The organism is Microbacterium sp. 22179, assembly GCF_052045715.1.
GTDB lineage: Bacteria > Actinomycetota > Actinomycetes > Actinomycetales > Microbacteriaceae > Microbacterium > Microbacterium galbinum.
In genome coordinates, this window is record NZ_JBQEPJ010000003.1 from 391,882 (window position 1) to 404,505 (window position 12,624).

Below are 12,624 nucleotides of genomic sequence, written 5' to 3' on the forward strand. Positions count from 1 at the left end.
TCAACACTGTCGGAGTTTTCACCTCCGCGCGCCCTCACCACTCGGCCCGTTCGGATGCGAGGATGGCAGGAGAAAGACCGTAGGAGGGACGGCAGGTGTTCGACGAGCGACGCAGACAGCAAGCGCTCGAGGAACTGGGGATCCTCGACACCCCCCGCGATGAGCGGGTGGATCGGGTGGCACGACTGGCGAAGGAGATGTTCGGAGTGCCGATGGTGAGCGTCTCGCTCATCGACCGCGACAGGCAATGGCGGAAGGCGGAGATCGGGTTGGGCGCCGATCAGGCGCCACGGCAGGACTCCTTCTGCGATTACACGGTTCGACAGGACCGCACCGTGGTGATCGAGGATGCCGCACTGACGGACCTCTTCGCCGACAACCCGTTCGTGACCGGCGACCCGCATCTGCGGTTCTATGCGGGGCATCCGCTGCACGCGCCCGGAGGAGAGCCGATCGGCACCCTGTGCGTGCTCGACACCGAACCGCACACGCTCACGGACGCCCAGCTCGATCTGCTGCGCGATCTCGCGTTCTGGGTGCAGTCCGAACTCGCCAACGACGCCGAGCTCGACCACGCCGCCGTCATCCAGAGCACGCTGCGCCCGCACGCCCATCCCGAGGTCCCGGGCTACACGATCGCCGGCGGTTCGATCTCGCGTGGCGCTCTGGCGGGCGACTTCTACGACCTCGACATCGTCGACGGCGCCCTGCGCGTCACTCTCGCCGACGCGATGGGCAAGGGCACCGGCCCCGCGCTGATCGCCGCGAGCGTACGCGCCTCCCTGCGTACGGCCCCCGAACGAGGGCTGACGGCATCGATCGCCGAAGCCGATCGTCTGCTCGAGCAGGACCTCGGCGACACCGCGATGTTCGTCACCGCCGTACACGCGGAACTCGACCCGGAGTCCGGCGACCTCGAGGTGATCGACGCCGGGCACAGTCTCGCCTTCATCCTCCGCGCAGACGGCTCGTGGGAGCATCTGCGCTCGACGAGCCTCCCGCTCGGGATGGGCATGGGCCTGCAGCCGGCGGAGATCCGGACACCGCGGCTCGCGAACCTCGCACGCGGGGACGCATTCGTCTGCTGCAGCGACGGCCTGCTCGACGTCCTCGATCCCGACGATCCCTACGCCCACGTCTACCGCGTGCTCACCGAGCTCGGACCCGACGGAGCGATCCGGGAGGCGATGGGGCTCGCCACCGCCGAAACCGCGACCGACGACATCACCGTGGTCGTCGTCCGGAGGGATGCATGAGCGCCCGGTTCGCCACGATCCGCATCCTCGCCCTGCTGTCGGTGCTGCTCGGCGTGAACTACGTCGCGTGGCGCTGGCTCGAATCGGTGAACTGGTCGGCGTGGTGGATCGCGGTACCGCTCGTGATCGCCGAGACGTACAGCCTCATCGACACCTTCCTGTTCTGCCTGACCATGTGGCGGGCCAGAGAGAGGCCGGCCCCCGTATCGGAGCCGCGTGGCACGGTCGACGTCTTCATCACGACGTACGACGAGCCCATCGAACTCGTCATGACGACCGCGCGTGCGGCCCAGCGCATCGCGTATCCGCACACGACCTGGATCCTCGACGACGGCTCCCGCCCGGAACTCGAAGCGGCGGCGCGTGATGCCGGGGTGTCGTATCTCACCCGCCCGGACGACTGGACCGGCAAGCCGCGCCACGCGAAGGCCGGCAACCTGAACAGCGCCCTCTTCCAGACCGACGGCGAGTTCCTGCTCATCCTCGACGCCGACCAGATCCCCGATCCGCTCATCCTGCACCGCACCCTCGGCTACTTCGCCGACGACCACGAGGTCGCCGTCGTCCAGACCCCGCAGTGGTTCATGAACGTCGATGAGGCCGATCCTCTCGGAGCCCAGGCACCGCTGTTCTACGGTCCGATCCAGCAGGGCAAGGACGGATGGAACGCCGCGTTCTTCTGCGGTTCGAACGCCGTGCTCCGGCGTGAGGCGCTCATGCGGCTCGGCATCATCGGTTACGTCCGCGAGGTCACCGACTCCGCCGCCCGTGCGCTGCGCGCATCCGAGACGATGATCGAGGCGGAGGTACGAGCCGCGGCCGATCCGAACCTGACGCGCGAATTCAGCGCGCTGCAGATCGTGATCCGCCAGGCGCGGCGCGACCTGGCGGCGGGCGTCGCCGTGGCCGAGGTGGCCGACCGGGTGCGATCGGCCGTCGATGACGCGTCGCGCATCCTCGTCGCGCAGGATCTCGCGGGTATCCGCGCCGACCTCGCCGAACTCGGCGCGCTGCCGATCGAGCACGATGCCGAACTCGATGCGATCGTCGTCGACGAGGCAGGGCTCGAGACGCTGGCGGCATCCGACCTCTCCCCCATCACGGCGCTCGACGCCGTGCGCGCCCTGCTCGACGCGCTGCGCCTCGACCGCGGAGACGAGGCCCAGCCCATCCTCCCGATGGCGACCATCTCGGTCACCGAGGACATGGCGACCGCGATGCAGCTGCACTCGCAGGGGTGGCGCAGCGTCTACCATCACGAGATCCTCGCCAAGGGCCTCGCTCCCGAGGACCTTCGCACCATGCTCACCCAACGGCTGCGCTGGGCACAGGGCACGTTGCAGGTGATGCTCCGCGACAACCCCCTGGTCAAGCGCGGGCTCTCGGTGGGCCAGCGCCTGATGTACTTCGCGACGATGTGGAGCTACCTGTCGGGGTTCGCGGCGGTCGTGTACCTGACGGCTCCCGTGGTGTACCTCGTGTTCGGGGTGCTCCCGGTCACCGCATGGTCGGTCGATTTCTTCGTGCGTTTCCTGCCGTACTTCATCGTGAATCAGGTGCTGTTCCTGGTGGTCGCGAAGGGGGTCAGGACCTGGCGCGGGCAGCAGTACTCGCTCGCCCTCTTCCCCGTGTGGATACGAGCGTGCTGGACGGCGTTCGCGAACGTCGTGCTCGGCCGCCCCCTGTCGTTCGCCGTGACGCGCAAGGACGGTCGCGATCCTCGCGGCGTGCCGTGGGGGCAGATCTGGCCGCAGCTGACAGCCATGGTGGTGCTGACGGTCGCCCTCGTCATCGGCGTGACGCGCGTCATCATCGGCACCGCCGACGGAACCGGCACACTGGTCAACACCGCCTGGGTGCTCTACGACCTCGTCGTGCTGAGCGTCATCATCCAGGCCGCCCGCTATCGTGGGCCGGCCGCCCGAGTCCTCGAGAAGGAGCCCCATGGATCTGAGCACTGACACCCGCGACGGCTACGCCGTCATCGGCCTGACGGGTCGACTCACCGCGACGGGAGCACCGCTGCTGCGCAACGCGGTGAGCGACCTCATCGCCGCGGGCGAATCGAACATCGTCATCGACATGGCGGGTCTGCTGTTCGTCGACTCGTCCGGACTCGGCGCCCTCGTGGGCGGGCTGAAGAGTGCGCGCGTCGCCGGCGGCGACCTGCGCATCGCCGCCGTGCCCGAAGCGGTGCAGACCGTGCTGCACCTCACCAACCTCGACCGCGTGCTGCGCGACCACCCGACGCCGGAGTCGGCGTTCGATGGACGCTGAGACCCGCGCGGTGCACATCGACGGGCCGGCCCGGCTCGAGCTCGTCGACCACGTCCTCGACGCCCTCGACGGGCTGTGGGCGGACGCCCCGCACGTCGCCGACCGGGACCGCACGCTGTTCACCCTCGCCGTGAGCGAGGTGGCGACCAACATGGTGCAGCACACCGACGACCCGGACGGGGTCACCCTCACCGTCGACATCCGCGTCTCGTCGGACGACCTCCTCGCGACCCTCACCGATACCGCCCCGCCGGCGGAGATCGACTGGGACGGCGTCGAGATGCCGGATGCCGACAGCGAGAGCGGCCGAGGACTGGCGCTCTCCACCGCCGCGCTCGACGAGTTGCGACACTATGCCGACCCCCGCGGCAACACCTGGCGTCTGCGGCGGAGTCTCGCGCCCTAAGCAGGCTTCGCCCTTCGTGCAAGCCCCTATCGCCGGCGCATCGGTGCGGGGACAGTGGGCGCATGCTGACGCGATCGAGTACTCCCCGCCCTCTGCACGACGACTCGATCGGTCTGCTCACCCGCGGCTACCGCCTCGGCGAGCACCTCTGGCGGCGCACGGAACCGGGGGCCCGCGCCGTCGGGATGCGCCTGCTGGGAAAGCCTGCGCTGTTCGTGCGCGGCGCCGAGGCGGTGTCGCTGTTCTACGACGGGGACCGGATCGCCCGGCACGGCGCGATGCCCGCTCTCGTTCAGAACACCCTTTTCGGGAAGGGCTCGGTGCACAGCCTCGACGGCGCGACGCACCGCCACCGCAAGACGACCTTCCTCGACGTCGCGTACGAAGACGAGCAGGTCGCGCGTCTCGCGCCGTACCTCGAGCGCGAGTGGCGGAGCGAGGTCGACGCCTGGGCGGCCGGTACGAGCCGGCGTTCCGCCTACGAGGCCGCGATCGGCGCCTTCGGTCGCGCCGTCATGCGCTGGGCCGGGCTCCCGGGGACGGCGCGGGCGAAGACTCGGTGGGCCGAGCGGCTCGCGCAGATCGTGGACGGATTCGGTGCGCCCTACTCCCTCGCCTTCCTCAGCGCGCAGTTCAACCGGGCATGGTCCGACCGCCACGCCGAGAACCTCATCATGGCCGTGCGGCGCGGCGAGCTCGAGACCGTCGCGGGGACCGCCCTGCACGAGTGGGCTTGGCACAGGGATGAGACGGGCGTGCTGCTGTCTCCTCGCCTCGCGGGCATCGAACTGCAGAACGTGCTGCGCCCGATGATCGCCGTGGCGCGGTTCGTCGCCTACGCCGCGAAGCGACTGCACGAGCGTCCCGAATGGCGCGGGCGCATCGCGACCGAGGCAGCCGAGCGGGGTTCGCTGACCGGCGGCCCGCTGGCGACGGCGTTCGCGCAGGAGATCCGCCGCACCTCGCCGTTCGTGCCGATGCTTCCCGCCTGGGCGACGGAGGACGTGGAGTTGGACGGCGAGCGGGTGGAGGCGGGCGACCGCGTCGTGCTCGACATCCTCGGCACGAACATGGATGCGGCGTCGTGGGACCGTCCCGCGGACTTCGTTCCGGACCGGTTCGTCGGGATCGACGACTACGAGGCGATCGAGACCTTCGTCCCGCACGGCGGAGCGGATCCGCGTACGGGACACCGCTGCCCCGGCGAGAAGCTCGCCATCGCGGGGCTCGCGGCCGCGGTCTCCGCGCTGAGCGACCGACGGGTCGAGATCCTCGACCAGGGCCTCGACGTGAACCTCCGCCGCCTGCCGACCATGCCGGCGTCCGGAGGTCGAGTCCGCGGTTGCCCCTTCCACCGCCGGGGCTGACGCCCCCGGCTTTCGCACCGCTCACCTGGCGCTCTTCGCCTGGCGAGACCCGCGGGACGCGCGACTCGAAACGCCGAGGGAGATCAGGCCCGCGTCTGGATCTCGCTCAGCATCCGATCGCGGGCACCGTCGAGGTGCGCGGCCAGAACGGCGGATGCCTCCTCCGAAGTGCCGGTGCGCATGACGTCCATGAGCGTGAAGTGGTCGCCCGAGGACTCGTGAAGGTCTTCGTCGTGGTTGATCGTGACCTCGAGCAGCGCGGCGAACGTCGGGAGGTACTGACTCCACGCCCCCTCGAGCCGCGGGTGGTCGGCGAGCGCGTAGATCTGCGAGTGGAAGTCGAGGTCTGCGGTCACGAAAGCCGCGTGATCACCGGCATCCGCAGCCGCACTCATGCGCCCGACGGCCGCCGCCATCGGCGCCCAGCGCGCTGGGTCGTCGACGCGCATCGCCCGAGAGAGGGCGAGCTGCTCGAGAGCGCCGCGCAGGCTGTAGAGCTGGTCGACGTCGTCTTTCGTGAGTCCGGTGATGTACACGCCGCGCGGGCGCTGCACCTCGACGAGGTTCTCGAAGCTGAGCTGCGTGAGGGCGTCGCGGATCGGACCGCGGCTCACGTCGAACTCCTCGGCGAGCGCCTCCTCGGTGATGCGGGTGCCGGGCGCGAGGTCCCCGCGCACGATGCGCTGACGCAGCACGCGTGCCACCTGGGCTCCGAGCGACTCTGCCCGCTTGACGATCTGTGTCACGCCGACCTCCTGTTAACAGTTGACAGGATACACACCGGTCGGTGGGGAGAGGTCAGTTGCGCCCGTCGCGCGGGCTCCAGAGCACCACTTCGGTCGAACGACGCAGGCGTCGGCCCGACGGCATCGGCACCACACCGGATGAACCCGCCGCGAACACGCGCACTCCGGGGCGATTCTCGCGCTCGGAACGCAGAGAGGCCTCGAGGTCGGCGATGCGGCGGCGGAGCATCCGATTCTCGTCCTCGAGGTCGAGGAGTCGGGCGATCGCCGGCAGGCTCATCCCCTCGGACGACAGCTGGGCGACCTCACGGAGCTGCTCGATGTCGCGATGCGAGTACCGGCGAGAACCGCCGCGCGTGCGGCCGGGGGTGACCAGGCCGATGCGGTCGTACTGGCGCAGCGTCTGCGGGTGCATGCCCGCGAGCTCGGCCGCGACGGCGATCGCGAAGACCGGGGTGTCAGCGTCCATGGCGGGCCCCTTCGTCTCGTCGCTCCGCTCCTCGCTCAGGGACCGGTGAAAGTGCCCGGTTCCTGAGCGAGCGGAGCGAGACGAAGGACGTCATCGCCGCGCCTTCGCCATGAGCTCGGCGCGGGGGTTCTCGGTCGGCTCCAGGGCCTGGAACTTCTCGAGCGCCTCGCGCGCCGCCTCGTCGAGGTGCGTCGGCACGGCCACCTGCAGCTCGGCGAGCAGATCGCCGGTGCCCTTGCCGGTCGTGACGCCGCGGCCCTTGACCCGCAGCACCCGCCCGGAGGGGGTGCCGGGGGCGACCCGGAGCTTGACGACGTCTCCGCTCAGCGTGGGGACCTCGATGGTCGCGCCGAGCGTCGCCTCGGTGAAGGTCACCGGCACGACGACGCGCAGGTTGAGGCCGTCACGGGTGAAGACGGGATGCGGGCGCACCGTGATCTGCACCACGATGTCACCGCTCTCGCCCCCGTCCGGCGAAGGCCGACCGCGGCCGCGCAGACGGATCTTCTGCCCGTCGGCGACCCCGGCCGGGATCTTCACCTTGAACGGCTTGCCGTCGTCACCCTGTAGCGAGATCGTCTCCCCCTGCACGGCGGTGACGAAGTCGAGGGTGGTGCGGGCCGTGACATCGGCACCGCGCTGCGGGCCGCCGAAGCCGCGGAATCCGCCGCTCGTCTGCCCGAAGCGTCCGTTGCCGAAGCCTCCTCCGCCCTGACCCTGGTTGAACATCGCGAAGATGTCCTCGAAGTCGGCGGACTGCCCGCGCCCTCCCTGGCCGAAGCGACTGAAGACGTCTTCGAACCCGCCGGCACCCGAGCCGCCCGCCGTGAAGCGGGCGCCCGAGCCCATGGCGCGGATCTCGTCGTACTCCTTGCGCTGCTCGGCGTCGGAGAGCACCGAGTACGCCTCGCTGATCTCCTTGAAGGTCGCCTCTGCCTTGGCATCACCCTGGTTGGAATCCGGGTGGTACTTCCGTGCGAGCTTGCGGTAGGCCTTCTTGAGGTCGGCCTCGCTCACGTCCTTCGAGACCCCGAGGGTCTTGTAGAAGTCCTTGTCGAACCAATCCTGGCTAGCCATGCATCACCTACTCCGCGGGGACGGCGACGACGACCTTCGCAGGACGCAGCTCGACGTCTCCGAGGCGGTATCCCACCTCGACGACCTCGAGGATCGTGGTCTTGTCGACGCCGGGCGTCGGCTGCTGGAAGATGGCCTCGTGGCGCTGCGGGTCGAACTCCTCGCCCTTCTCGCCGTACGAGACGACGCCGAGCCGCTCCACGACCGCGCGCACCTTCTCGGCGATCACGGCGAAGGGGGTGCCGTCGACGAGGTCGCCGTGCTGGCTGGCGCGATCGAGATCGTCGAGCACCGGGATCAGGCCCTTGACGGCCTCGCCCTTCGCGCGCTCGATCTCGACCTGGCGCGACTCCTCCGTGCGGCGACGGTAGTTCGCGTACTCGGCCTGCAGGCGCTTGAGGTCATTGAGCAGCGTCGACTCGAGGTCGGCGAGCACGGCGTCCTCCGCCGCGGCCTCACCGGTCTGCGTCGCGCCGAGGATGTCGTCGACCGTGAGCCCTTCGACAGGCTCAGGAACCGAATCCATCGCGTCGACCGGCGTCTCGTCCGAGCCCTCGGCCGCTGCGGCCTCGGTGGAGTCCGGATTCTGCGGCGCGGGGCCGGATGCCTGAGCATCCGACCCCTCGCCTGCGACTCCGTTGTTCTCTTCGAAGTCCTTGTCAGCCATGATTACTTCTTCTCGTCCTCGTCGTCGACGACCTCGGCGTCGATGACATCCTCGTCGGACGAGGATGCATCACCCTGAGGAGCGTCGCCCTCGGGGGCGGCACCGGCCGCGGCATCCGCCTGGGACTGCGCGTAGATCGCCTCGCCCAGCTTCGTCTGCGACTCGTTGAGCTTGTCGAACGCGGTCTTCACGGCGTCGTCGTCCTCGCCGGCGAGAGCCGTCTTGAGGGCGTCGACGTCGGCCTGGACCGACTCCTTGACGTCGGCGGGGAGCTTGTCCTCGTTGTCCTTGATCAGCTTGTCGATCGAGTAGGCGAGGGTCTCGGCCTGGTTGCGGACCTCGGCGGCCTCACGGCGCTTCTTGTCCTCGGCAGCGTTCTCCTCGGCCTCGCGCACCATGCGCTCGATGTCGTCCTTCGACAGCGACGAGCCGCCGGTGATCGTCATCGACTGCTCCTTGCCCGTGCCCTTGTCCTTGGCGGACACGTGCACGATGCCGTTGGCGTCGATGTCGAAGGTCACCTCGACCTGCGGGATGCCACGGGGGGCCGGGGCGATTCCGGTGAGCTCGAAGGTTCCGAGCGGCTTGTTGTCGCGGGTGAACTCGCGCTCGCCCTGGAAGACCTGGATCGCGACGGACGGCTGGTTGTCGTCGGCCGTGGTGAAGGTCTCGCTGCGCTTGGTCGGGATCGCGGTGTTGCGGTCGATGAGCTTCGTCATCATGCCGCCCTTGGTCTCGATGCCGAGGCTCAGCGGGGTGACGTCGATGAGGAGGACGTCCTTGCGCTCGCCCTTCAGGACACCGGCCTGCAGAGCGGCGCCGACGGCGACGACCTCGTCCGGGTTGACGCCCTTGTTGGCTTCCTTGCCGGTCTCGCGCTTGACGAGCTCGGCGACGGCGGGCATACGCGTCGATCCACCGACGAGCACGATGTGGTCGATGTCGGCGACCTTGATGCCGGCTTCGCGGATGACGTCCTCGAAGGGCTTCTTGGTGCGGTCGAGCAGGTCCTTCGTGAGGTCCTCGAACTTCGCGCGGGTGATGGTCTCGCTGAGCGAGACGGGGCCCGAGTCGGTGAGCGAGAGGTACGGGAGGTTGATCGAGGTGCTCGTCGAGGACGAGAGCTCCTTCTTCGCCTGCTCCGCAGCCTCCTTGAGGCGCTGCAGGGCGATCTTGTCACCCGAGACGTCGACACCGGTCGTGGACTTGAACTGCGAGATCAGGTAGTCGACGAGGCGCTGGTCCCAGTCGTCTCCACCGAGGCGGTTGTCACCGGCCGTGGCGCGCACCTGGATCGTCGAGAAGTCGTCGTCCTTGCCCACTTCGAGCAGCGAGACGTCGAACGTTCCACCACCGAGGTCGAAGACCAGGATGAGCTCGTCTTCCTTGCCCTTGTCGAGGCCGTACGCGAGGGCCGCGGCGGTGGGCTCGTTGATGATGCGAAGGACGTTGAGGCCCGCGATCTCGCCGGCCTCCTTGGTGGCCTGGCGCTCGGCGTCGTTGAAGTACGCGGGGACGGTGATGACCGCGTCGGTCACCGTGTCGCCCAGGTACGACTCGGCGTCGCGCTTGAGCTTCATGAGGATGCGCGCGGAGATCTCCTGCGGCGTCCACTTCTTGCCGTCGACGTCGAAGGTCCAGTCGGTTCCGATGTGACGCTTGACCGACGCGATGGTGCGGTCGACGTTCGTGACGGCCTGGCGCTTGGCGGTCTCACCGACGAGCACCTCGCCGTCCTTGGTGAAGGCGACCACCGACGGGGTGGTGCGGAAGCCCTCGGCGTTGGCGATGACCTTCGGCTCGCCGCCCTCGAGGACGCTGACGACGGAGTTCGTCGTACCGAGGTCGATTCCCACAGCACGTGCCATGTTGTTCTCCTTTGTGTTGCTGACGATGGTTGGTCTGAAAATCTGCGGCGAACAGGAAACCTGAGTCGCGATGGCTCAACTGTACATCGACGCGAGATGACTGTCAAACAAACTTGATATGAACTGGCTCAACTTTGAATCCGAGAGCGATGTGGGCCATCGGCGGAGTCGCATGGCAGGATGGAAGTAAGGCGAGCCTTACCCGATGCGGCTCGCGGCGGCGTCGCCCGGGCGGCGCAGCCGCATCCCATCCGAGACCGCGTGCGCGACGAACGCAGGTCAGGAGGATGCTGTGGACCACACCGAATACGACGTGATCATCATCGGCGGCGGCCCCGCCGGACTCTCGGCCGCCCTCAACCTCGGCCGCTCCCTCGCCCGGGTGCTCGTCGTCGACGCCGACCGGCCGCGCAACGCCGCCACACTCGCCTCGCACGGATTTCTGACGCGCGACGGCATCCCGCCGCACGAGCTGCGCCGGCTCGCCCGCGCGGAGCTCGCGGCGTATCCGAACGTCGAGATCCGCTCACGGGTGCGGGTGGTCTCGCTGCGACGGACGGATGCCGGGTTCACGGCCGAGATCGGCCGCCGCGAGCCCGCGGGAACGGCATCCGCCCCGGCGGTGCTGATCGCGACCGGCCTGCGCGAGACGCTCCCCGCGGTGCCGGATCTGCGCGGCTTCTACGGCATGAGCCTGTTCAGCTGCGCCGCCTGCGATGCGTGGGAGCTGCAGGGGCGCACACTCGCCCTGATCGGCGAGACGACGGACCTCGCCGATCGCGCCCGCCTGATCTCGCGCTGGACCGAGAGCCTCACGGTGTTCACGAACGGCGCCTCGGTCGTGAGCGCGCAGGAGGAGGCCGAACTCGCCGCCGCCGGAGCGGTGGTGCAGCGGCATCCGATCGTCGAGCTCGTCGGCGACCGCGGGCAGCTCGAGGCCGTGCGGCTCGCCGACGGCACCTCCGTCGCGATCGAGGGCGGGTTCGTCCGCCCGGAGTGGGATGCCTCTCTGCCCTTCCTCGACGGCATCGACCCGGCGCGCGACGCCGCGGGCCACCTGCTCACCGATCGCTCCGGGCGCACCGACGTCGCGGGGTTGTACGCGGCGGGCGATGCGGCGGCGCCCGGCCCCCAGCAGTTGATCGTGGCGGCGGGAGCGGGCGCGCGGGTCGCGGCGGTCATCGTGCACGACGGGCTCGGGATCGCGACCTCGCACTGACGCCGCATGGGCAGTCCTGCCCCTGTGCGAGGTGAACGCGAGTGATTAGGCTCCCCGTATGCCCTCGATGCCCCTGCCCCGTCTCGCCGCCGTCCTCGTCGTGACCGCGGCCCTCCTTCCGCTGAGCGGCTGCATCTACGCCCAGATCCCCGCCGACGCGCCCGCAGCGGAGGACACGACCACCCCCGCGCCGGAGGAGACGTCGACCGCCGACGGCATCCCGACCACGCTGTCGTTCGACGACGGTCTCTCCCTCCCGTCGACCGCCTACATCCAGTGGGGTGACGGACTGCTCGTCGACGAGGGGTGGGAGATGGCCTCGCCCGACGACGGGCAGGGCAACTGGAGCTACGCCACGGTCGACGGATCCTGCACGGCGCACTTCTGGCAGGGCACGATCGGTGCCGACATGCAGGTCGTCGGCGACGACAGCGCCACCTCGGATGCCGTCATCGCCGCCGTCCTCGGAGGATCTCCCGAAGACATCACCCCGAACGCGACGACGGGCGCGTTCAGCTACCAGGTCGGCGGCAACGACGCGGTCGAGAACCGCCAGGTGGTCGGCCAGGACACCGGCCGCACCTGGATCATGGCGGCTCGCGCGTTCAGCGAGGTCGGCGTCGGGCTGTACGTCATCGTCGACTGCACGACCGGCGACCCCGCGGCTGTGCTCGGCGAGATCGCCGACACCAACTCGGTCGTCGTCACGCCCTGAGGACTGCGGACGCGCTCACTTGCCGCCGGGAGGACCCGCGATCAGCAGGATCACGTAGAGGGCGACGATCGCCACGGCCAGCAGGAGCACGAGCACGACCGGCCGGCGCAGGAACCAGCGCATGAGGCGGTCGTACCAGCGGCGGTCGCGCGGGTCGTCGGTGGCCTCGAGGCGCCAGGCTCCCGCGAGGCGGCCGGTGCGGTGCAGCCAGATCTCCATGGGGATCGTCGCGTACGGCACCACGGCGCTCGCGACCGCGAGGATCGCGACCCCGACGTGCCAGCGCTGATTGACGGCGACGAGCAGCGCAGTCGCCCCGTAGGCGAGGAACACGAACCCGTGGATGCCTCCGCCGATCGTCACCACGATCCCCGGGGCGCCGAGGGCGCGGGCGATGATCGCGCCGATCAGGAGGGTCCAGGTGATCGCCTCCGCGATCGCGAGAACTCGGTACAGGCGGTCGGGCGTTCGAAACACGGGACTCCTCGGGTGGGGGTGGTTCCAGGGTATCGGCGGCTCCTATGAGCGGAATAAGGCCGGGCACGACCGCGTTTCCG

13 protein-coding genes are annotated in these 12,624 nt (G+C 69.5%); 7 read left to right on the plus strand and 6 right to left on the minus strand.

Translation table 11 applies throughout. From position 1 onward, the window contains the following. The first annotated feature begins 95 nt into the window (after nt 1–95). The 5 genes from ACTJKK_RS09570 to ACTJKK_RS09590 all read left to right on the plus strand — a co-directional run bounded on the left by ACTJKK_RS09570 (nt 96) and on the right by ACTJKK_RS09590 (nt 5,306). On the plus strand, nt 96–1,256 hold the full coding sequence (locus tag ACTJKK_RS09570; protein WP_247957051.1) for a PP2C family protein-serine/threonine phosphatase: 1,161 nt from the start codon (nt 96–98) through the stop codon (nt 1,254–1,256). Next, nucleotides 1,253–3,217, plus strand: a complete 1,965-nt coding sequence (locus ACTJKK_RS09575; protein WP_440747814.1) for a glycosyltransferase family 2 protein — start codon at nt 1,253–1,255, stop codon at nt 3,215–3,217. The genes ACTJKK_RS09570 and ACTJKK_RS09575 overlap by 4 nt, the downstream gene beginning before the upstream one ends. Continuing rightward, the gene (locus ACTJKK_RS09580; RefSeq protein WP_247633666.1) at nt 3,201–3,533 is read left to right on the plus strand and encodes an STAS domain-containing protein; all 333 of its coding nucleotides are present in this window, start codon (nt 3,201–3,203) and stop codon (nt 3,531–3,533) included. The genes ACTJKK_RS09575 and ACTJKK_RS09580 overlap by 17 nt, the downstream gene beginning before the upstream one ends. Beyond that, on the plus strand, nt 3,523–3,939 hold the full coding sequence (locus ACTJKK_RS09585) for an ATP-binding protein (protein WP_440747815.1): 417 nt from the start codon (nt 3,523–3,525) through the stop codon (nt 3,937–3,939). Before ACTJKK_RS09580 ends, ACTJKK_RS09585 begins: the two co-directional genes overlap by 11 nt. 62 nt (nt 3,940–4,001) lie before the next feature. After that, nucleotides 4,002–5,306, plus strand: a complete 1,305-nt coding sequence (locus ACTJKK_RS09590; RefSeq protein WP_440747816.1) for a cytochrome P450 — start codon at nt 4,002–4,004, stop codon at nt 5,304–5,306. 83 nt (nt 5,307–5,389) lie between these two features. Here ACTJKK_RS09590 and ACTJKK_RS09595 read toward each other — a convergent pair whose 3' ends face one another. The 5 genes from ACTJKK_RS09595 to dnaK all read right to left on the minus strand — a co-directional run bounded on the left by ACTJKK_RS09595 (nt 5,390) and on the right by dnaK (nt 10,133). Continuing rightward, complete coding sequence (locus tag ACTJKK_RS09595) at nt 5,390–6,052, minus strand: GntR family transcriptional regulator (RefSeq protein ID WP_247633663.1); 663 nt, start codon at nt 6,050–6,052, stop codon at nt 5,390–5,392. 52 nt (nt 6,053–6,104) lie between these two features. Continuing rightward, nucleotides 6,105–6,521, minus strand: coding sequence for a heat shock protein transcriptional repressor HspR (locus tag ACTJKK_RS09600; protein WP_247624335.1), 417 nt, complete (start codon nt 6,519–6,521; stop codon nt 6,105–6,107). 90 nt (nt 6,522–6,611) lie between these two features. After that, complete coding sequence (locus ACTJKK_RS09605; RefSeq protein WP_247624334.1) at nt 6,612–7,598, minus strand: DnaJ C-terminal domain-containing protein; 987 nt, start codon at nt 7,596–7,598, stop codon at nt 6,612–6,614. Between the two features lie 7 nt (nt 7,599–7,605). Beyond that, a complete protein-coding gene (locus tag ACTJKK_RS09610) occupies nt 7,606–8,265 on the minus strand; it encodes a nucleotide exchange factor GrpE (RefSeq protein WP_247624333.1) in 660 nt (219 codons plus the stop codon). A 2-nt stretch (nt 8,266–8,267) separates the two neighbouring features. After that, on the minus strand, nt 8,268–10,133 hold the full coding sequence (gene dnaK / locus ACTJKK_RS09615) for a molecular chaperone DnaK (protein WP_247633661.1): 1,866 nt from the start codon (nt 10,131–10,133) through the stop codon (nt 8,268–8,270). A 292-nt stretch (nt 10,134–10,425) separates the two neighbouring features. Between dnaK and ACTJKK_RS09620 the strand changes: the two genes are divergently transcribed. Both ACTJKK_RS09620 and ACTJKK_RS09625 read left to right on the plus strand, forming a co-directional pair. Further along, complete coding sequence (locus ACTJKK_RS09620; RefSeq protein WP_440747817.1) at nt 10,426–11,352, plus strand: NAD(P)/FAD-dependent oxidoreductase; 927 nt, start codon at nt 10,426–10,428, stop codon at nt 11,350–11,352. 58 nt (nt 11,353–11,410) lie between these two features. Further along, nucleotides 11,411–12,067, plus strand: a complete 657-nt coding sequence (locus tag ACTJKK_RS09625) for a hypothetical protein (RefSeq protein ID WP_440747818.1) — start codon at nt 11,411–11,413, stop codon at nt 12,065–12,067. 15 nt (nt 12,068–12,082) lie between these two features. On the opposite strand, the gene ACTJKK_RS09630 is transcribed toward ACTJKK_RS09625, so the two are convergent. Beyond that, entirely contained in the window at nt 12,083–12,544 is a 462-nt protein-coding gene (locus tag ACTJKK_RS09630) for a DUF3817 domain-containing protein (RefSeq protein ID WP_247633658.1), read from the minus strand. Between the last annotated feature and the right edge of the window lie 80 nt (nt 12,545–12,624).